The organism is Sungkyunkwania multivorans (genome assembly GCF_042675645.1).
In the GTDB taxonomy this organism is placed as follows: Bacteria; Bacteroidota; Bacteroidia; order Flavobacteriales; family Flavobacteriaceae; genus Sungkyunkwania; species Sungkyunkwania multivorans.
The window spans coordinates 396,097-417,612 of record NZ_JBHTJH010000017.1; the positions used below are offsets into that span (position 1 = coordinate 396,097).

The window sequence follows — 21,516 nt, forward strand, 5'->3', positions numbered from 1 at the left end:
TTTATTCTATTATGATTATTGTTCCACGTGGAACAATAAAAGTTTTTCCTCCTCTTTCGCCCTCATTATACCAGCCTCTTTCTCCGACTTGTCTTTATACCCGCAATAGTGTAAAATACCATGGACCATCACGCGTTTGAGTTCCTCATCAAATTCTACATCATAACGACTAGCGTTATCCCTTACCCGCTCAACTGAAATAAAAATATCCCCTTGTAAAAGATCTCCCACCGTATAATCAAAACTAATAATGTCAGTAAAAGTGTCGTGTTCTAGATACTTAAGGTTTAACTCGTGAAGATACTCATCATCACAAAAGATATAATTGATATCTCCTATCTCATATCCTTCGGTCGATGCTACCCGCATCATCCAATCCCTGTATCGCTCTTCGTCCTCTATATTGAAATCTACCTCTGAATGGAATTCAATCATTGTCCTTAAAATAGCTCTGTACCTTACGCTTATAAATTTGGCGCAAAGGTAATACTTGTCTATTTAATATCTCTATTTGATTGAAATATTGTAGTTCCGATGGAGACTGTGGAACTTGTGGTAGTGTGAAACTTTTAGTGTTGGTTTCGCTTTCGCGCTCCTCTTTCTGTCCTTGCTCAAAAGCAGCATTTTCCAACTTAAGTAGCTGATGTTTCAGTTGTATCATTTGCTGCAATACCTGATTCGTCAACCCTTGTTCTAAGAGTTTATTCTCAATTTGCTCCATTTCCTTTACTAAACGCTGGCCATCCTTACCCAAAACTTTCTCCCCATCCCTGTCTTCTAATTGCTTTTCCAAGGCCTGTCTTAATTGTTGCTGCTGCTTATAAATTTCGAATAACATCTCAGAGTCAGATTCCGCATTGCCCTGGCCATCATTTCGGTTCTTTCCTTCTTGACCGCCCTTACTATCACCTTCGCCCTTTTGACCGTTTTTGCCTTCCTTTTCACCTCCGTCTTTCTTACCTTCCTTTCCTTGACCAGAGGACTGAGGCTTCCCATCTTTACCTTGTTTCATACCTTTTTTCATTTGCTCGTTAAGCTGATCTTGACTCTGTATGATGTCTGGCAATTGAAAACCCCTAGACTTGCTTCCGCTACCCTGACCACTACCCATACTCGCTTCCATATTATCCAACACATCACTCAAAAAACTAGCCAACTCATTTGCCGAGGTCAAGGCATATTGCTGATTACCCACACCCTGAAAGATCTGATTCTCCGCCAATCGTTCCAACGATTTATCGATGTTAAAATAGACATTGGTAATATTCTCATTCACCTGCTCAGAGATCTTTGGTTGACGTAATGATAATGAAAATAAACTATCATCTACATGTTCGAATAAGTCCCTTAGCTCAAATTGCTTTTTCAACTTACTCGCAAAACCCGAGCTGCTATTATCCATTTGTCGAAATTGCTCTAACAAAGCCTCTTGATCAAAGGAAAAAAGCACCAAATTGTCCAATATCTGACGTAGTGCCTCTGCATCTTCTTGAGGAGAATCACCTCCACCTCCACTTGGCAAACCCTGTTTCATCTGTTGGCTCATCTTTTTCAATTTTTGCGCAGCTCTCTTCTGATTGGTCCTTGCCTGTTTCTGAGCATTCTGCTGCTGCTCTAAAGACTCCTGCTTTTCTTGTTCGCTTGTATTTTCATTCTTTTCTTCCTTCTCTATCTTTTCGAGTTCCTCACTGGCCTCACGCTGATTTTTCTCTACTTCTTGCTCGCTCTTTTTATCTATGTCTATTTTCATTGGCCGCTTCAAGTCTTCATTATCCTTCTTCAACTCTTCCATCTGCTTTTGCAAGTCTTTGAACTCTTGGTTGAGCGCATCTTGTTTTTCCTTGGTGTTTTCCTTTCCCTCCTTTTTGGAAAGCTCATCTTGCTTTTCTGCTAGCTTGGCCAATTCCTGCTGCATCTTCTCCGCCTTTTGCGCTACATAATATCTCTTTGTAAGCTCCAACACCTGCTCTAGGCTTCGCTCATTATTCTGTTGCTGCTTCGCCAGTTCTTCTAATTTCTGAGAGAGCTCGTCCTTGTTCATCTTATCTGCCAATTTCTCAAGCTCTTTCATCAGCTCCTCATTCTTTTCCAGCTCCTTTTGCTGACGTTCTAATCTTTCTTTAAGCAGCTTTTTGTATTCATCTTCCTTTGTCTCTTCCTTCTGAAATTGCTCTAAATTTTCCTTCAATTCTTCGGTGAACTTCTTCATCATGCTTTCCTGTTCTCCTTGCCTTTTCAAAAAATTCTCCAATTGCTTCCTATCATTAAAGTTTAGATTGTTGCGTTCTTTCTGCGTTTTGGAAATCTCCTTTAATTGTGTTTTCTGGTCCTTAAGCTTCTTCAGTGTATCATCAAAAGAATCAATGGTTTCCTTTTGTTGCTCTAACAACTCATTCTCCTTTTCTTCTGTCGTGAGTTTCCTATACGTGAATGTTTGAGACTTCGTTTTTTTTCCCTTTCTGAAAACATCGTTATCAATTACTTCAAAATATAAGCTATAACTCATTCCCTCATCAATTTCCAAACCATTAGGAAAAGCATAAACAAATTGATCGATCGCCTGCTTTTCAATATCAAGGGCTATGCTCACCTTCTTTTCCTCATTCATCGTCGGATAATAGACAAGTACTAGTTTGTCCACGGCATAGTCGTCACTAACTTGACCGTAGAACATCTTTTCTTCCACCAGCATAGAATCCTTTGCCTCCTTTACCTCGATTTGAGGATATTGATCCTTTACCACGTCCAAACTAAATCCTAAGCGTTCGTAATGTTTCAACTCATTATTACTTGTTGCTAATTCATACTCACTGCTATTGAAAATCCTTTGGCTATAACTAAACCCATTTTCCTCAGCTTTAAACGAATAGATCGAATCCCCCATAAACATATCTATGCCCGTGGTTTCTTGACCTATCAAGTTCCAGGTGACCCTTGTTCCTTCCGGTATAAGGGCATTGCCGGTACTATTATACACCTCATCCTTTTTTCCAGTATAACTCGGATAGTCAAGTAACATCTCAAACGATACAAGGGATGGAATCTTTACGACCTCGATGGTATAGTCCTTAGAATTTACACCGTTCGCAAATAGCGAAAATACCATATCCTCTTTAGGCCTTTCGAAAACGTAGGAGAAACTCCCTGATCCGCTATTCTTCAGAAAATGTCGCTGTCCATCTACAATGATTTGAGCATTTTGAGGTAGTGCTTCGCCTACGACCTTCACTTCAACATAGAATGGTGTATTCTCAATGGCCCTCAACTCATCGCTCACCACAAAGAAACGAAACGGAGCCGGTGGTTCGTACGCAGTCGTATGATTTACAATCCGCTCATAGCTATCCGTAAACCAGTTAATATTTCCAGAAAAATAGACCAATAGTATAATCAACAACGGCAAGAAAGCGTATTTAAGATAGGTAAGATTTTTCTTAAAGTTAATAGCTATGTTGAACGGTATGGGCGTGAGCTCAGCAGACTTCTGATCGATACTTGCAACCAAAAGCTCGGACTGCTTCCTACTGTCGGACAGTTGTAATACATTGAGCAATTTGTCATTGACCTCGGGGAAGTGTGCACCAATCATCGATGAGGCCATTTTTTTATCAATTCCCTTTTTGAGCTTGAACAAATGCGCCAGTGGAATAGCGACGAACCTAACGAATAACGTCAGCTCTATCAATACAAAACACCAGAAAAGTACCGTACGTGCTAGTGGTTCTAGCCATAGAAAATACTCTATGAACAACGTGATTATGAAATACAGCAACCCTATCGCAAAAAATAAAATTGCTCCCCTTATCAGTTGGTTGGCATAGTACTTCTTTATAAACCTTTCAAGTTTATTCTCTACATGTTCAAAACTATTCACAACACTATCCTTCTATTAACTTATAAACTTACAATTTTATTTTTAGCGCGCTTTCATTAACTTTGATAAGCTTGTGTTAAAACAAAACATCTATGAACGACTTAAAATATCTCAGCGCCTATACCATTCCTGTTGTTGGATTATTAGGAATAACACTCCAAGGATATTGGAGCTTTGCCACACCGATCTATGCGTTTGGCATCATCCCAATTTTAGAATTACTGCTCCCTTTGGATACCGATAACCTATCAGAAGAAGAACGCACAGAGAAACTCTCCAACCCTTTGTTCGACTGGCTCTTGTACTTGAACGTTCCATTGGTGTTTGGCATTATCATCTACTCTTTGTTCATCCTTACTACCTCTCCTTTGGTCATTTATGAGATTGTTGGTATGGTGTTCTCCGTTGGCATCGTGCTCGGATATGCCATTAATGTGGCCCACGAACTGGGGCATAGAAAAAAAGCCTTCGAGCGTTTTCTAGGTAAGCTTTTATTGCTTCCATCTCACTATATGCATTTTTATATCGAACATAACTTTGGTCATCACCAAATGGCCGCCACAAAAGAAGACCCTGCTACTGCAAAATATAATCAAACGGTCTATTCATTTTGGATCACTTCGGTCTTTAGACAATATCTTAGCGCTTGGAAAATTCAAAAGCAACTTCTTAAACGCGATCAACGATCTTTCTTTTCGATAAAGAACGATATGCTTTGGTACAGCATTTTCCAACTAAGCTATCTTTTTGTCATTTATCAATTCTTTGATCTTAAAGGACTCCTTTTTGCATTGGCCATTGGTATCGTCGGTTTTCTATTGTTAGAAACCATCAACTATATCGAACATTATGGCTTGGTTAGAAAAAAAATGAACTCTGGCCGTTACGAGCGGGTAAGAGAAATTCACTCCTGGAACAGCAATCACGTCATTGGCCGAGTTGTCCTATACGAATTGACCCGGCATAGCGATCATCATTATCGCGCCGCTAAAAAGTATCAAATCTTGGATTATCACGATATTAGCCCACAAATGCCTTTCGGTTATCCGACATCCATGGTGATGTCGCTGATACCTCCCTTATGGTTTGGGGTAATGAACAAACGTGTTCCGCAAGAAATGAAAGAGGCTGCTTAGCCTCTTTTTTCTTTACATAACTCCTATCTTTGCACTCTCATATAAAAGGAGAAAAATGTCAAAGACCGTCCGTGTAAGATTTGCGCCAAGCCCCACAGGGCCCCTTCATATTGGAGGTGTGCGCACTGCGCTCTTCAATTATCTATTTGCTAAAAAGCATCAAGGGACATTTGTTCTAAGAATAGAGGATACCGACCAAAACAGATTTGTCGATGGTGCAGAGAAATATATTATCGATGCCTTGAACTGGTGTGGAATTCCGTTTGACGAAGGACCTGGTAAAGATGGTGATTTTGGTCCCTATCGCCAAAGTGAGCGAAAAAATTTGTATAAAAAATACGCCGACCAACTCATTTCAAATGGCCATGCCTACTATGCCTTTGATACTGCCGAAGAATTGAACGATCATCGTAGCGAACACGAACAAAAAGGAAAGACCTTTATCTATAACTGGCACAATCGCTTGAAGTTGAAAAATTCTTTATCACTTTCCAACGAAGAGGTTCAGGCAAAATTAGATGCCGGCGACGATCATGTCATTCGCTTCAAATCTCCAGAGAACGAAACTTTAAAATTACAAGATATCATTCGTGGTGAAATTACCATCGATACCAATATCCTAGACGACAAGGTTCTCTTTAAAAGTGATGGCATGCCTACTTACCATTTGGCCAATATCGTCGACGACCATTTGATGGAGATCACACATGTGATCAGAGGTGAGGAATGGCTGCCCTCTTTGGCATTGCATGTATTGCTGTATCGTGCCTTTGGATGGAACGCTCCAGAATTTGCACATTTGCCATTGATTCTAAAGCCAACTGGCAAAGGAAAGTTGAGCAAACGCGATGGTGACAAGCTAGGGTTCCCGGTATTTCCACTGGCGTGGAAAGATCCTCATACTAGTGATGTTTCACGTGGTTATCGGGAAGATGGCTATTTCCCAGAGGCTGTTGTTAACTTCTTGGCATTCCTAGGATGGCATCCCGGTACCGACCAAGAACTATTCAGTTTGAACGAATTGGTAAGCGCCTTTGATCTGTCGAGAGTACATAAAGCAGGTGCAAGATTTGATCCGGACAAGACCAAGTGGTACAACCAACAATATCTTCAGCAGAAAAGTGATAAAGAGATTGCCATCTTATTCTCTCAACTCTTAACCACCAAGAATATCTCAACGATACTTGATGTTACATCGGTTGTTTCGATGATAAAGGAAAGAGCCACCTTTGTAAGCGACCTTTGGGACTTTGGCCAATTTTTCTTTGTGGCTCCCCGGGAATATGACGCCAAAGCTGCTAAAAAGGCCTGGAAAGAGGATACCCCTCATTTGATGCAAGAACTTTTAGGTCTTTTAGAGTCTATCGATGATTTTACGACTGCCAATCTACAAGAAATTGTGAAAAGTTGGATCGGTGCAAAGGAAATCGGATTTGGGAAAGTGATGATGCCGCTTCGATTGAGTTTGGTCGGATCGCTATCTGGACCCGATGTCTTTGAGATCGCTTCGATGTTGGGTAAACAGGAGACGATCTTTCGAATTGAAAAGGCTATTGACACCCTATAAAATAGAAAAACCGAATCCTTACTGATTCGGTTTTTTTAATAATGTTTTGTTGTTCTAAAAGTAGAAGATCACCGATCCCGAAAGGATGCCTTGCCTTCCTTTGAATTTATCTTCATCTGGGTCCAACCCTTTTCCGTTGAGCTTGTCGAGAATGTTGTTCACCCCGAATTGATACTGGCCTCTAAATTTTAGTGACCTAGAGCCCGCAGTGAAGCCAAGTAATAAATTCACATTGAATCCAGAAACTTCCCTTATTTCATTGGCCGTGACATCGGTAAGGCCATTGACCAAAATTTCTTCCTGACTTTTATTCTTAAGCTTTAACTTATCGTTGATCTGGATGGATGGCCCAAAATCTATATAAAGATGATCTCTTGCAATTTTATAATGCCCTAAGAAAAAGAATTGAACAGCTTGTAGTTTGTACTCGATATCAGTTTCGCTATTATCGCTAATATCTGTTCCGGTAACCTTAAAATTGTTATCATAAAACTGAATACCGAAACTAACATCATACCATCGGTGTTCAATGCCCCCCTTTACATGCAGGCCACCTGTGACACCAATACCCGTTGTGGTTTCGAAGGCATCGGTATTAATGTTGTAACTAGCCGCACCAACAGTGATACCATATCCGCTTTCGATACGATAACTGGGACGTTGTGCAAAAACATTTGTAACAAAACACCATGAGAGTGCTACTAATAGGAGAGATTGCTTAAAATTCATGTTACTTGGGGTTCTAATAGATGGGCAAAAATAGCTTTTTTATTGTAACTTCCAATTTAATTCACTAACACTTAAAAAATTACACCAACTATGGGCTATTTTATTTATGTCTTGATCTTTTTTGGCTTCATCATCTTTATTTCTTCTTTTTTCATCGTAAAACAGCAAACTGCCGCCATTATAGAACGCTTTGGTCGCTTTCAAAGTATACGGCAGTCTGGATTACAGCTAAAAATTCCATTGGTCGACAGGATCGCTGGACGGTTAAGTTTAAAGATTCAGCAATTGGATGTTATCGTAGAGACCAAGACCTTGGATGACGTTTTCGTTAAACTGAAAGTTTCTGTACAATACATGGTCATAAAGACAAAGGTATATGATGCCTTCTATAAATTGGATTACCCACATGATCAGATCACAAGTTATGTATTTGATGTAGTTCGTGCCGAAGTACCAAAAATGAAACTTGATGATGTCTTTGTTAAGAAAGATGATATTGCTATTGCGGTAAAAACAGAATTGAATGATGCGATGTTGGATTATGGTTACGACATCATAAAAACCTTGGTCACCGATATTGATCCCGATTCTCAGGTGAAGGCCGCTATGAATCGAATAAACGCGGCTGAGCGTGAAAAGATCGCAGCGCAGTTTGAAGGAGATGCAGCACGTATCTTGATCGTTGAAAAAGCAAAGGCCGAGGCAGAGAGCAAGCGTCTACAAGGACAAGGTATCGCCGATCAACGACGAGAAATTGCGCGTGGATTGGAAGAATCTGTAGAGGTCTTGAACAAAGTTGGTATCAATAGCCAGGAAGCTTCTGCCTTGATCGTTGTTACCCAGCATTACGATACCTTGCAATCCATAGGTGAGGAGACCAATAGCAATTTGATCTTGCTGCCCAACTCACCACAAGCCGGTAGCGATATGCTAAACAATATGGTAGCTTCCTTTACGGCGAGCAATCAAATCGGCGAGGCTATGAAGGCTGCTAAGGATAAGAAAAAAGAGGAGTAGTAAGTCTCAATTTGCCAGTTGGCGCCCGAAATCTTCCAAGGTTTCGGGTTTTTTATTTTGATTCGGATAAAAAGCTATATAAGCGCTACTGTTAAAAGATCTTTGGTGATTCCGTCCTTGTGTCTTCTATAAAAATAAAAGTCGCTTAAAACGCCTTATTTCATGCCACTTTCAATAAGTAAATTTTATCAAATAACTTAGGATATTGCGATTATCTATGATAGTCGAAAGCTATGGTGAGTGATGATAAAATAGAAAACCCCGAACAGTCGTTTCGAGGTTTTTATCTTAAAATTTTTTAGTCTATAAGTTTCCGTTGTTGATCAACCAGCGAATTGCTTTTGATATTCGCTCGTACAGTCCATCGGTTGGATTATTGAAGTTCAATTCTTCTATAGAATATTCTTTAAATGGAAGGTACGACTTGAAAATTCCATCTTTTCCTACTTGCAATGATCCTAGTGGTATTCCTTGCAGGGTGTAAAAATACAGCTTTGGATCCGACTCAGTCGACGGCTTGAAATTGTCCGAACTGCCACCGATGATCTGCTCGGCAGCAATTTCTGCAATGACCTTGGCGATCGTCTTCTTATCTTGAATGATGTTATAGTGCGTCTCAAACGTCTCCATATCCTTCTTGATGGTCTTATTGAAAATGACAAAAATGTCCTTGGTATAGTCGCGTTCTACAATACTGATATCCGACTCAAATACGCGTTGTTCCTCGATGGCCATTTCTTTGATCTCTAAAGGGATCTCGTAAGGAAAATCCAGTCGCATCTCTTCAACTCCCTCTAATGACAAGGCACCTTCACTCATCACATTGTACTTCGCTAAAAACTTGATGATATCATCTCTGGTCCAAGTAAGGTCCTCTTTCTTCAGACCTATTTTGGTGCTATCTGTTGGAAAAGACACTTCGATATACTCAAAGCCTCTATCGCTATAATAAATTGGAGAGGGCATCTTCTTTTTGCGGACCTCCACTACTTTCACCGTATCTATATCTTGAAGCGATACCACATTGCCTTCTTCTGTCTCATCAACTTTCAAGGTGCCATAGTATACCTTGTCTACATAAAGTTGATCCTTCTTCTTCAGCTTAATTTTCTGTGCAAAACCGACACTGGTGAGCATCAGGCATGTTAGGAGTAGGTGTAAATTTTTCATTTTGTTCATCTTTGATTCATCTGGGTATCTGCTTCAAACATAATACTATAAAACAACAAACCCAAAACTTTACAGTTTCGGGCTGTACTATTTAGGCGTATTGAAGAGCTATTTCTGTTCTATTTTCGCCCAAGTATCTCTTAATCCTACAGTTTTGTTGAACACAATCGTCTTCATCGTGGTATCTCGATCTACGCAGAAATAACCCAAACGTTGAAACTGAACGCGATCTCCTTCTTTGAGTGTTTTTAGACTGGGCTCTGCATATCCGGTTATTACTTCTAGCGACTTTGGATTTACAAATTCCATAAAGTCCTTATCCTTATGAGTATCTGGTGAAGCCTCTGTGAACAAACGATCGTACTGACGCACCTCAACTTCTATGGCGTGCGGTACGGATACCCAATGCAGGGTTCCTTTGACCTTTCGTTTAGATTCTTCCGTTCCGCTTCCACTTCTGCTCTTTTCATCATATGTACATTGAACTTCGATGATATTCCCGGCTTCATCTTTAGTACAACTCTCTGCCTTGATAATATAACCGTTTTTTAATCGGACCTCCCCTCCTAGTTTCAATCTAAAGAATTTGCGATTGGCCTCCTCTCTAAAGTCGTCCTTTTCGATGTAGATCTCTCTTGAGAAAGGAACTTTTCGCGTTCCAGCCGCTTCATCTTCAGGATTATTCTCCGCTTCCAACCACTCTTCCTCTCCTTCTGGATAATTGGTGATCACTACCTTCAAAGGATCTAAAACTGCCATCACACGGGGTGCGATCTTATTCAAGTCTTCACGGGCACAGAATTCCAGAAGTGACACATCAATCAGATTTTCGCGTTTAGCAATTCCAATGGTATCCGCAAAGTTTCGTATCGAAACTGGCGTGTATCCTCTTCTTCGTAACCCCGAGATGGTTGGCATTCTAGGATCATCCCAGCCACTTACAATACCATCTTCTACAAGACGAAGCAGCTTTCGCTTGCTTACCACTGTGTGGCTCAAATTTCTACGTGCAAACTCGCGCTGTTTTGACCTTATGTCCTTTGGTGAATAGCGCGTAACTTGATCTAGGAACCAATCATAAAGATCTCGATGCGGTCTAAATTCTAGCGTACATAGCGAATGCGTGATCTGCTCGATATAGTCACTTTCCCCGTGCGTCCAATCGTACATGGGATAAATGCACCAATCATTTCCAGTACGGTGATGATGTTTATGCAATATCCTGTATAAGACCGGATCTCTCATCAACATATTTGGAGAGGCCATATCGATCTTCGCTCTCAACACATGTGCCCCTTCCTGAAAATCCCCGTTCTTCATACGCTCAAAGAGCTCCAGATTTTCCTCTATTGAACGATCTCTGTACGGACTCGCATTACCAGGTTCAGTCGGTGTTCCTTTTTGAGCAGCCATTTCCTCAGAGGTTTGGCTATCTACATAGGCTTTCCCTTCCTTGATCAGGGCAACGGCCCAATCATATAATTGTTGAAAGTAATCCGACGCATATCGTTCTTCCGCCCATTTAAAACCAAGCCATTCTACATCCCTTTTAATGGCGTCCACGTATTCTTGCTCTTCTTTGGTCGGATTGGTGTCATCAAAACGCAGATTTACAGGGGCGTTGTATTTCAATCCTAAACCAAAATTCAAGCAAATAGCACTGGCATGGCCTATATGCAGGTAGCCGTTTGGCTCGGGTGGAAATCTAAAGCGAAGACTGTCTTTTGTGTATCCTTCCTTTAGATCATCTTCTATGATATGCTCGATAAAATTGAGCGAACGTTCTTCTGACATACTTCAAAAATATAAGGTCGATCCTTTTATGGTATTCAATTGTAAGTAAAAAGATTCCCGCTTTAGCGGGAGTGACATTTAATGTGTTGCAAAGGTATCAAAAGCCCCTTAACCCTCAAAGGTGGAACCTTAAATTGTATTTAATTTCAGTTTAGTGTGCTAACTATCTTTGACAAGACTAAAAGGCTTTGCAATTATTGTCTAATTTTGCCTACAGTTAAATATTGAGATGGGAATAATAAGAGTTACCAATATCCAGGTGTATGCCTATCACGGTTGTTTGGTAGAGGAAGGAAAAATAGGAAGTGATTATCGCGTAGATGTCATGGTGAAAGCCAACCTACAGCCATCGGCAAAAAGCGACAATCTGAGGGAAACGGTAGACTACGTTCATGTAAATCGAATTGTAAAGGAAGAGATGAGCATTCGTTCTAAGTTACTGGAACATGTTGCTAAACGCATTTTAGACCGGATATTTGATGAAATCGAGATCGCAAAGGAAGCGACAGTGGAAGTGTCAAAGATCAATCCTCCTATTGGTGGAAACGTAGAGATGGTAACGATAGCGATGTCTCAAACCAGATAATTTGGCCCCGTAGTTCAAGGGATAGAATAGGAGTTTCCTAAACTCTAGATCCAGGTTCGAGTCCTGGCGGGGCTACAAGGTAGCACTGACATGCATGCAAAGCATGAAAAAGCAACGCTTTGGACTCGAGGTCATATAAGAACTCACATAAGGTAAGTTGACCAAGGGTTGCAAAAAAGAAAATGGATGCTACAAAAGATTAATATTTTTGTTACTTTTGCCATCCATCAGAACCATGGCACCGTGGCCGAGTGGCTAGGCAGAGCTCTGCAAAAGCTTGTACAGCGGTTCGAATCCGCTCGGTGCCTCAACAAAAAAGCTCCTATAAAGAAGGAGCTTTTTTATTATACAATTTAATCTTTCAGCGGATTGATCTTTTCTATTCGCTCTCGCAATCTTTCTTTTTCTTTTGGAAAGAATCCTTGTACCATCAATAGTACTCCAAACCCCAGGATGATCAAACTTATCAGCTTTTTTGTCTTGAATATGACCCTAGGTGTAAGTTTACTTTTCAACTTTTTCGCTAGCATGATCTTAAATACATCTACAATCAGATAGGTGGCCAAAACGGTAAAAATGAATAACCATACCCCACTTTCTGTCTTTTCTATAGAATTTGCTACGAAAATGATGCCTATCCAACCTGCAAGAACCCCGATATTGATGAAGTTCAATAAGAAACCTTTAAGGAAAAGCTGACCATAGTTACGCTTGAAGTCTAGCGTATAGTGCTCTTTTACTATTCTTCTAAAAGATTGCACCTTTCTATTTTGTATAAAGGATATGATACCGTAAGTTGTAAGTAACACGCCACCAAAGACCAATAGATTTGGATCGTCTTTGACCTTTTCAACAATCTTACTTGTACTATAAAAGGCGATGGCAATAAAAATGATATCTGCAAAGATCACCCCGAGGTCAAAAGTGATCGCCGCTCTAAAACCTTTGATCGCACTGGTCTCTAGAAGCACAAAAAATACAGGTCCTATGGTAAATGCCAAAAAGATACCTATGGGAATGGCGACCTGTAAATTTTCAATCATCGTATCATTTTATAACGTTTAAACAAAGTTAGGAAAACACCTCATAAAAAAAGACCTAAAAGTAATCCTCTTAGGCCTTTTCATATTTTATATCTTCTCCCTTAGTCCATTTCAATGATCTTTCCTCCCAGAAAGGTCTTTTTGTCGATCACCTTAGGTTTACCATGGATACGTACTGTTCCACCTGCTCTAACCCTTGCTTCTACCAACTCGGAGGCATTTACATATCCGGTACCGCCAGCATTGACTCTTATATAGCTTTGTTCTGTTTTTAAACGATCTCCCTCATATTGTCCACCACTAGTGATGATAACATCCTGGGTGATGGAATCTCCGGTAGCTTCGATCTTGCCACCACTGGTTGATAACACATCGACCTTCTGAGTATCTAGTCTCACATTCATTTCGGCACCTTCTTGTGCCTTCAACTCAATGGATGTTTGTTCTATGACATCCTCAGACGAAAGAAAGGCATTCTCATTGACATCGATCACATCGAGACGATCTTTATAATAGATTTCAACAAAGCTCCGATGCCCAGTGAATACTTTGTCTATTTCCATGCGGACCTTTAGTCGACCATTCCTAATAACCAATGCGACATCACTGATATCTTCACCAGAAATGACCGCTTTATTCTCGTCCGCCTTGATCAATGTTACCGAAATACCATCGAAGACTTTTATTTCGTTGAAATCTTCAAGTTGAACCGTTTTTGAAGAGTCTTGCGCAGTTACCATTGCACTACAGGCTAAGGCTATAAATACTAAGATTTTTTTCATTGTGATAATGTTTTTTAAGAGAGATGAATTTTCAAACAGATCGTTACAATAACCATTCCAAATTTCCAAAAATAACACATTGATGGCATGTTGGGAAATATCATTTGTATAGTGATGGCATGTTCCTATGAAAGAAGTTTCGATAACCCTCATAGCATTCTTTCATATACATAAAGATACGTCTAAAAATTCATTCTGGATGCTCGAAAGACCGCTTAAAAGTCCTCTCGTTTTCCTAGTAATTCAAAATCCAAATGTCGTTTTACCAGATCGGTATTCTTCACCTTTACCACAACTTCATCACCCAATTGATACATGTTTTTGGTAACTTCACCTACCAATGCATATTGTTTTTCATCAAAGGTGTAATAGTCATCCTTGATATCCCTGATGCGCACCATTCCCTCACATTTATTTTGAATGATCTCTACATAGATTCCCCATTCTGTAACTCCAGAGATCACCCCCAAGAACTCCTGGTCCTTGTGATCTTCCATAAATTTCACCTGCATATATTTGATAGAGTCTCGTTCGGCATTTGCAGCCAGTGCCTCCATATTGGACGAGTGCTCACATTTTTCCTCATATTCGGATTCTTTTACCGATTTTCCACCATCTAAATAATGCTGTAGCAATCGATGCGCCATAACATCGGGATAACGACGAATAGGCGATGTAAAATGCGAATAATAATCAAAGGCCAATCCGTAATGGCCGATATTCTCTGTGGTATATTTTGCCTTGCTCATACTTCGTATTGCAAGCGTATCTACCAAATTTTGTTCTCCCTTTCCTTTTACCTCGTCCAAAAGATTGTTCAATGAACTGGTGATCGTTTTTCTATCGCGTAGATCAAGTTTATATCCAAATCGTGAGATCACCCCATTCAATGCAAACAATTTATCCTCATTGGGTTCATCGTGTACCCGATATACGAAGGTCTTCTTTGGTCGCTGCTTTCCGATAAATTCAGAGACCTTTCTGTTGGCCAACAACATAAACTCCTCGATCAACTTGTTGGCATCCTTAGAGGTCTTAAAATACACTCCTACCGGCACGTGGTCCTCATCTAAATTGAATTTCACCTCAACCTTATCAAAAGAGATGGCTCCATTTTGCATACGTTTTTTCCGCATGGTCTTTGCAAGCTCATCTAACTTTAGAGTCGCCTCTACGATTGGTTTGGATACTTTATAATCATTTCCCGTCAATGAAATAGCTGCAGGAATCGCATCTTCTTGCGTTTCAATGATATGTTGAGCTTCCTCATACGCAAATCGTTGATCCGAATAGGTGACGGTCCTTCCAAACCATTCGTCAACAACATGGGCTTTATCATTAATTTCAAAAACTGCTGAAAATGTATATTTTTCTTCATGCGGACGTAATGAACACGCACCATTGGATAGTATCTCTGGTAACATAGGGACAACCCTGTCCACCAAATACACAGAGGTAGCTCGGCTATAGGCTTCGTCGTCCAAAAGTGTACCGGGCTTTAGGTAGTGTGATACATCTGCAATATGAATACCAACCTCGTAGTTTCCATTTTCCAAGATTCTAAAGGACAAAGCATCGTCAAAATCCTTTGCATCTTTTGGATCGATCGTAAACGTAAGTACATCGCGCATGTCTCTACGCTTCTTGATCTCTTCTTCGGTAATGGAGGTATCCAATTTATCGGCATCGTGTTCTACTTCTTCAGGAAAACGATACGGAAGACCGTACTCTGCAAGGATGGCATGTATCTCTGTATCATGTTCTCCAGGTCGTCCAAAGGTCTCGACGATCTTTCCGAATGGAGAATCTGCCTTTTCTGGCCAGTCTTTGATCTCTACCAAGACCTTATCACCGTCCTCTGCACCATTCAATTTACTCTTAGGAACAAAGATATCCGTATACATTCTTATATCTGAAGGTCTTACGAAACCAAAATTCTTTTGAAGCTGAAGGACACCCACAAAGGTCATCTTGGCCCTTTTGAAGATCTGATTGATCTCACCTTCCATCTTTTTGCTTTTTCTCCGCGGGTAAACATACACTTCCACCTCATCTCCATGCATCGCCTTGTTCAATTTGTTGAACGGAACAAATACATCCTGGTCGAGCTCATCACATACTACATACGCATTTCCTCTACTGGTTACATCGACAACTCCATGAAAATAATTTTGTGAAGGGATGACCCTGAATCGGCCACGTTCTACCTCCTCGATACGTTCTTTCGCCGCTAACTGACTTAATCGCTTAATGATCAGGTTTCTTCCAGCAGTATCGGTGATGCCAAGCTTTGAGGCTATTTGCTTATAATTAAAGGACTTTTTAGGCTCTTTTTCTAAGACGCCGAAGATTCCTTGGGTGATCTCCTTTTGTTTCCCTTTTTGGGATCTCTTTTTCTTTCTATTCATTCAATCTTTTCAAAAAATATAATTCTCGGTGAATGTACGAAATTTAATCACGAGCTATAGGTTAAACAATTTTCTTAAAATTTTATTAAAAAAAGTGTAACAACTCTGTATTTCTTTCGTCTATATAAAACACAACCACTGATTTACCTTGAAACGAGCCTATAAAATAATCATTCTCTTTGTAGTGATATTCCTTCTCGGATTATTCTCTTTCATCTCGTATATCAATTATTCCTACGACAAGACCGAAGCTAATAAAGCCGCGGACACCATTAAGAAATCTGGAAAAGATTCAAATAGTTCTTATTATTTCAATTAGCTTTTTTTGTACATTTAAGATACTAAAGACAGCTAATGAAAAACTTTGTCGTCATAGCAACCTACACCTATCCTTTTGAGTACGCGGTTCTTAAAACGCTGCTAGCATCAGAAGACATACGATTCATATTTGAAAATGAAACAATGGTACAGGTATCGCCATTTTACTCAAATGCCTTGGGAGGAATTCATTTAAAAGTTCATCCCAATGACGTGGCGGCAGCAATGGCGATCATCGATCGCCTCAATACAGACTTCTTTCCGCTTCAAATCGTATAAGCTTTTTCATTCCATTATCTCTTCCATATTTCAAATCTCTGAGATCAAAAATATCCCAGTTGTCAACAATATATTTTAATCTCATTTTTTTTCTATTTAATTAAAATTAAAAATGATGATGATGATGTAATGTGAATAGATGGAAAAACTTTTCTCCATTTCACTTTGATAAATTGTTGTTAGCATACCATCAAATAAAATGAACACCTTATTTACAGTCTAAATCACTGATTTTCTGTAATTATCATAGAATTCTAAACAATTGTCAACAACAGAAATTAACAGACGAATTTTGATATTATTATTGCATGCTAATGTTGATAACCAAAAAATGATCATTGAAAACTCAACTAGAAATTGATGACATAAAAGTTGGAAATTAAGTTTGGATCTGAGTATGAAAAAATAATCTGAGCTTTCAAAAAAAAGTTATTGCCAACAATTAAAAATAGTTAACATGTATTTCACAGCTTAAGAACAATGATTTGGAGTTTGCCTTTTTTGATCAGGAAAGAGAATATTGATACAATAATAGTGGGTAATTAGTACCTTTGTAACTAACCAAAATAATGTTAAAAAAATGAAGATTTCCATTGGCAACGATCATGCAGGTACTGATTATAAATTTGCGATCATCGAATTTTTACAAACCAGAGATATACAAGTAGAGAACTACGGTACCGACGCTAATGATAGTGTAGATTATCCCGATTTTGTACATCCAGTGGCATCTGATGTGGCTGACGGGAAAGTCGATTATGGAATTATCATATGCGGTAGTGGGAATGGTGCATCAATGACAGCCAATAAACATCAGAAGGTTCGAGCTGCCTTATGCTGGACCTCAGAAATTTCCGCGCTAGCGCGCCAACATAATGATGCAAATATTTTAAGTATTCCTGCAAGATTTACCTCCCTCCCACAGGCGATTGATATGGTAAAGACGTTTTTAGATACCGAATTCGAAGGAGGAAGGCACCAACGAAGAGTGGAGAAGATAGCTTGTTCGTGACCAGCATTGTAAGCAATGACAAGCGCAAAAAAGACGAACAGTTGGAATTTAATCCACGCTTCATTGTCACCTTTTTGAAGATACGAGCGGTTTGAAAACACCGATCTTCCAATTTTGATCAAGGGAATACACAGACAATACAATAGTATTGCATAGTTAAATGCGATTAATTTGTACTAACTTACATAGATAAAGATGGGACATTCGCACGCGCATAATCATTCGCATCGTCACGGGGATATCAAGGGAAAGAACTTGCTCATTTCCATTCTCCTAAATATACTTATCACGGTAGCTCAGGTCATTGGTGGTATCATATCTGGCAGTCTCGCGTTGCTGTCCGATGCGCTTCATAATTTTAGTGATGTTCTTAGCTTGGTGATCAGTTATATCGCAAACATTCTTAGCAAGAAGGCAGCTTCTACCAATAAGACATTTGGTTATAAAAGAGCAGAGATCATCGCTGCCTTTATCAATGCATCAACCTTGGTGATCGTCGCCATATTATTGATAATCGAAGCGATAGATCGCTTTACCGAACCACAGGAGATAGCATCGGAATTAGTGATTTGGTTGTCACTGCTGGGAATTATTGCCAACGGAATAAGTGTATTGTTATTAAGGAAAGATTCGGATTCCAACATGAACATGCGTTCGGCCTATCTTCATCTATTAACGGATATGTTAGCAAGTGTGGCAGTGCTCATCGGGGGACTAATGATGAAATATTTTGAGGTCTATTGGATCGATGCCCTACTAACGGTAATCATTGCTTTATACCTCATCTACGTAGGATATGACCTGCTGAAAACGTCGACCCGCGTATTAATGCTATTTACCCCTACAGAAATTCAAGTAAATGACATTGTAGCCAAAGTTTGTGAGATCGAAGGAATAAAGAATATGCACCATGTTCATATCTGGCAGTTAAATGAAGATGAGGTGCACCTCGAAGCGCATTTGGATTTTGAGAACAATATCAATTTATCTGAATTTGATGAAAAGCTCGATGCGATCGAAGAATTGCTCTATCACGATTTTGGGATCAATCACGTAAATATTCAGCCAGAATATGGCAAGTGTGATAGTAAGGACCTCATTGTTCAAGATTGAGGAATAACTTTTTTTGTGGACCTATGGATTATGAGATATATTGTGGTGTTGGATACCTAAATCGCCTTATATGAAGTATCAATTGCAGTGGCATGTAAAGAAGTTTGAAGAGCTATCCTTAGATGAACTCTATCAAATAATGAAATTGCGCAGTGAGGTCTTCGTTGTCGAACAGGATTGCGTCTATCTAGACCTTGATGATAAAGATGGCAAGGCACTACATATTTTTGGTGTTGGTGGCGGAAAAATTCGCGCTTACGCGCGTCTATTCAACAAAGGGACCTACTTTGATCAAGCAAGTCTTGGAAGGGTAGTGGTCCCATACGAAGACAGGAATTACGGCTATGGCCACGAATTGATAGAAGAATGCATCAAGGCAATAAGATCAAACTACGGCACGACTGAAATTAAGATATCGGCTCAGACCTATCTCAGGAAATTCTACGAAAGTCACAGGTTCCAAAAAGTTGGGGAAGAGTACCTGGAAGATGGAATTCCACACATTGCCATGATAAAAGAATAGTGCCTCTCTGAAAAATCATGAGATCAGAGAAGCACCACTTGTAGTTATTAAGATTTTCCTAGCCTATTATTTTAAAATACCGTTATATTGCTTGGGATTTGCTAATATTTTGGTTGCATTGGTAACGGCCTCATCGTTTGTCAAATTATATTTAAATAGGCCCTCTCGGTAGAAATAATGTCTCAGAAGTTGATTTTTTAACTCGACCATGATCTCGTCCTTATAACTATCCAACGAAGCTAGTTTTGCCTGGTCAACATTAGCTAGTAGTTCATTGAATTCGGCCTTTATCTTTGGGCCCAGCTCCTCCACTTCTTCATTTTCCATGGCCTCTTTGATCATCTTTTCCGTCTTGGTCTCGTAATCGAACTCATGATTCTTGACAAACTCTTTAAATCGTTCAAAATCTTTATCGGTGAACTTGAAGGAATCAACATCATCAAAAGGTTTGTCGTAATAGAAATCAGTGGCAAAGTCGAAGATCACATTATTGGCGATCAATGCTTTTGTAAGGCTGCCATGCTTCAAGTTGGCCACCTCCACATCTGGCATTATACCTCCGCCATCATATACTCTTCGACCACGACGGGTCTTGAATTCGTTATAATCTTTTTCCGAGGTTCTAATGGCCTTCCCTTTTTGATCCCTATTCCAATAATCCAACGCTTGAATACATCTTCCGCTGGGTGTATAGTAGCGTGATATGGTCACCTTTAGTTGTGTCCCATAGGTAAGCTTCTTAGGGCGTTGCACCAGCCCTTTACCAAAACTACGCGCTCCCATGATAACTGCTCTGTCCAAATCTTGCAGTGCGCCAGAAACAATTTCTGAAGCGGAAGCGCTGCTTCCATTGACCAAGACAACTAGTGGAATCTTGGTGTCTATGGGGTCTTTTTTGGTCTTATATACCCTGTTGAATTTTTTCACTTTGGATTTGGTGGTAACGATGACCTCACCTTTGGGGACAAAGAGATTCACAATGTTGATGGACTCATTTAAAAGCCCTCCAGGATTGCTTCGGAGGTCCAAAACCAAACGTTCCACGCCTTGTGATTTAAGGTCTTCCAGCGCCTCTTTCGTTTGCTTAGAGGCTTTGCTGTTAAATTTGACCAGTGCAATATAGCCCGTCTTATCATCGATCTTTCCATAAAAAGGAACCGCATCAACCTCAATTTCATCTCTAACTAGCGAAGTTTCTCTTGTCTTACCTTGCCTTTTGTAGGTTATTTTTACGGTACTACCAACAGCACCCTTCAGCAATTCACTCGTATCATCTTTAAAGTCCTCTACGACAATATCACCGATCTTTATGATCTCATCCCCCGCTTTTAAGCCTGCCTTGTCTGCAGGATAGTCCTTATATGGCTCTACAATTACAAGACGGTCCTTGTAACGACGTACAGACGCCCCGATCCCAGAATATTCTCCCGCATTTCGAATCTTGTATTCTTCGACATCTTGTTCGTTCATGTAGCGTGTGTAGGGATCCAGATCATCCAACATTTCCTTGATCGCAGTGTCCATCAACTCTGCAGGATTGGTATCGTCCACATAGTTCATGTTCAACTCTTTGAAAAGTGTCGTGAAGATCTCAATCTGTTTGGCGATCTCAAAAAAATCGCTCTTAAAACCTGATCCTACCAATAAAAAAGTAGCGGCCAAAACTGGGACGATCACCCGTTTACTGAGAGTCATTTTCATCATTGATATTTTTTAGGAACTTCTTTAGAAGAAGCTGCATGTTAGTATTAAGTTGGGCAAATGAAAGTTCATCTTTTCCAAGATACAAAAACATAAACGCATAAGATGTTTCTATGTTGTTAAAAATAAGGTGTTTATTTTTTCGATATGCTTCCCGCATCAATCGCTTTATACGATTGCGTTTACTGGCCAATTTCACATGACGCTTGGCGACAGATACCGCGGCCTGTATTTTCACATCTTTTGGCAGATCGGTTTCAAGGTATATCAATCTCAACGGATATTTAGAAACAGAGGAGCCCTCGGCAAAAATCTTGCCGATGATCTTTTTGCTCTTTAGCTTCTCTTCTTTTGAAAACGTCTGACCTACATTCATGCGCTGTAAAAATAATCAAATGACATAGAAAACAGATGGTACGATCAGTTCTACACAATTTATATATACAATGATGATTACTTCACAA

18 protein-coding genes and 2 tRNA genes are annotated in these 21,516 nt (G+C 39.8%); 10 read left to right on the top strand and 10 right to left on the bottom strand.

Annotated features, from left to right (window positions below; all coding sequences use genetic code 11):
* Positions 1-15: 15 nt before the first annotated feature.
* Complete coding sequence (gene ybeY / locus ACFQ1M_RS13235) at positions 16-435, bottom strand: rRNA maturation RNase YbeY (protein ID WP_386408975.1); 420 nt, start codon at positions 433-435, stop codon at positions 16-18.
* Positions 428-3,874: a hypothetical protein gene (locus ACFQ1M_RS13240; RefSeq protein WP_386408977.1), complete on the bottom strand. Its 3,447-nt coding sequence runs from the start codon at positions 3,872-3,874 to the stop codon at positions 428-430. Before ACFQ1M_RS13240 ends, ybeY begins: the two co-directional genes overlap by 8 nt.
* A gap of 92 nt (positions 3,875-3,966) precedes the next feature.
* Between ACFQ1M_RS13240 and ACFQ1M_RS13245 the strand changes: the two genes are divergently transcribed.
* Positions 3,967-5,010 (top strand): alkane 1-monooxygenase, encoded by a 1,044-nt coding sequence (locus ACFQ1M_RS13245; RefSeq protein WP_386408979.1) that lies wholly within the window; start codon positions 3,967-3,969, stop codon positions 5,008-5,010.
* Between the two features lie 55 nt (positions 5,011-5,065).
* Positions 5,066-6,577: a glutamate--tRNA ligase gene (gene gltX / locus ACFQ1M_RS13250; RefSeq protein WP_386408981.1), complete on the top strand. Its 1,512-nt coding sequence runs from the start codon at positions 5,066-5,068 to the stop codon at positions 6,575-6,577.
* A gap of 54 nt (positions 6,578-6,631) precedes the next feature.
* Here gltX and ACFQ1M_RS13255 read toward each other — a convergent pair whose 3' ends face one another.
* Positions 6,632-7,306, bottom strand: coding sequence for an outer membrane beta-barrel protein (locus ACFQ1M_RS13255; protein WP_386408983.1), 675 nt, complete (start codon positions 7,304-7,306; stop codon positions 6,632-6,634).
* A 90-nt stretch (positions 7,307-7,396) separates the two neighbouring features.
* Between ACFQ1M_RS13255 and ACFQ1M_RS13260 the strand changes: the two genes are divergently transcribed.
* Positions 7,397-8,323, top strand: a complete 927-nt coding sequence (locus ACFQ1M_RS13260; protein WP_386408985.1) for an SPFH domain-containing protein — start codon at positions 7,397-7,399, stop codon at positions 8,321-8,323.
* Between the two features lie 303 nt (positions 8,324-8,626).
* On the opposite strand, the gene ACFQ1M_RS13265 is transcribed toward ACFQ1M_RS13260, so the two are convergent.
* Both ACFQ1M_RS13265 and ACFQ1M_RS13270 read right to left on the bottom strand, forming a co-directional pair.
* Positions 8,627-9,493, bottom strand: a complete 867-nt coding sequence (locus tag ACFQ1M_RS13265) for a hypothetical protein (protein ID WP_386408987.1) — start codon at positions 9,491-9,493, stop codon at positions 8,627-8,629.
* 108 nt (positions 9,494-9,601) lie between these two features.
* Positions 9,602-11,287: a glutamine--tRNA ligase/YqeY domain fusion protein gene (locus ACFQ1M_RS13270; protein WP_386408989.1), complete on the bottom strand. Its 1,686-nt coding sequence runs from the start codon at positions 11,285-11,287 to the stop codon at positions 9,602-9,604.
* Positions 11,288-11,516: 229 nt separating this feature from the next.
* On the opposite strand from ACFQ1M_RS13270, the gene folB reads away from it, so the two are divergent.
* From folB to ACFQ1M_RS13285, 3 genes are all read left to right on the top strand, one after another.
* Positions 11,517-11,873, top strand: a complete 357-nt coding sequence (folB, locus tag ACFQ1M_RS13275) for a dihydroneopterin aldolase (RefSeq protein ID WP_386408991.1) — start codon at positions 11,517-11,519, stop codon at positions 11,871-11,873.
* 3 nt (positions 11,874-11,876) lie between these two features.
* Positions 11,877-11,948: transfer RNA gene (locus tag ACFQ1M_RS13280), tRNA-Arg, on the top strand.
* Between the two features lie 162 nt (positions 11,949-12,110).
* Positions 12,111-12,181, top strand: a tRNA-Cys gene (locus ACFQ1M_RS13285).
* A 45-nt stretch (positions 12,182-12,226) separates the two neighbouring features.
* Here ACFQ1M_RS13285 and ACFQ1M_RS13290 read toward each other — a convergent pair.
* The 3 genes from ACFQ1M_RS13290 to rnr form a co-directional block, all read right to left on the bottom strand.
* Entirely contained in the window at positions 12,227-12,916 is a 690-nt protein-coding gene (locus tag ACFQ1M_RS13290) for a LysE family translocator (RefSeq protein WP_386408993.1), read from the bottom strand.
* 101 nt (positions 12,917-13,017) lie between these two features.
* The gene (locus ACFQ1M_RS13295) at positions 13,018-13,698 is read right to left on the bottom strand and encodes a head GIN domain-containing protein (RefSeq protein WP_386408995.1); all 681 of its coding nucleotides are present in this window, start codon (positions 13,696-13,698) and stop codon (positions 13,018-13,020) included.
* Positions 13,699-13,913: 215 nt separating this feature from the next.
* Entirely contained in the window at positions 13,914-16,106 is a 2,193-nt protein-coding gene (rnr, locus tag ACFQ1M_RS13300; RefSeq protein WP_386408997.1) for a ribonuclease R, read from the bottom strand.
* A gap of 354 nt (positions 16,107-16,460) precedes the next feature.
* Here rnr and ACFQ1M_RS13305 point away from each other — a divergent pair, with 354 nt between their 5' ends.
* The 4 genes from ACFQ1M_RS13305 (at position 16,461) to ACFQ1M_RS13320 (ending at position 19,351) form a co-directional block, all read left to right on the top strand.
* Positions 16,461-16,703, top strand: coding sequence for a DUF2007 domain-containing protein (locus ACFQ1M_RS13305; RefSeq protein WP_386408999.1), 243 nt, complete (start codon positions 16,461-16,463; stop codon positions 16,701-16,703).
* A gap of 580 nt (positions 16,704-17,283) precedes the next feature.
* A complete protein-coding gene (gene rpiB / locus ACFQ1M_RS13310; RefSeq protein ID WP_386409001.1) occupies positions 17,284-17,715 on the top strand; it encodes a ribose 5-phosphate isomerase B in 432 nt (143 codons plus the stop codon).
* A 195-nt stretch (positions 17,716-17,910) separates the two neighbouring features.
* Positions 17,911-18,828, top strand: coding sequence for a cation diffusion facilitator family transporter (locus ACFQ1M_RS13315; protein ID WP_386409003.1), 918 nt, complete (start codon positions 17,911-17,913; stop codon positions 18,826-18,828).
* Between the two features lie 70 nt (positions 18,829-18,898).
* Complete coding sequence (locus tag ACFQ1M_RS13320; protein WP_386409004.1) at positions 18,899-19,351, top strand: GNAT family N-acetyltransferase; 453 nt, start codon at positions 18,899-18,901, stop codon at positions 19,349-19,351.
* Between the two features lie 66 nt (positions 19,352-19,417).
* Here ACFQ1M_RS13320 and ACFQ1M_RS13325 read toward each other — a convergent pair whose 3' ends face one another.
* Both ACFQ1M_RS13325 and rnpA read right to left on the bottom strand, forming a co-directional pair.
* Positions 19,418-21,052, bottom strand: a complete 1,635-nt coding sequence (locus tag ACFQ1M_RS13325) for a S41 family peptidase (RefSeq protein ID WP_386410869.1) — start codon at positions 21,050-21,052, stop codon at positions 19,418-19,420.
* Positions 21,033-21,428 carry a ribonuclease P protein component gene (gene rnpA, locus ACFQ1M_RS13330; protein ID WP_386409006.1) on the bottom strand — a complete coding sequence of 132 codons (396 nt, stop codon included), beginning with the start codon at positions 21,426-21,428 and terminating at the stop codon, positions 21,033-21,035. Before rnpA ends, ACFQ1M_RS13325 begins: the two co-directional genes overlap by 20 nt.
* Positions 21,429-21,516: the final 88 nt, after the last annotated feature.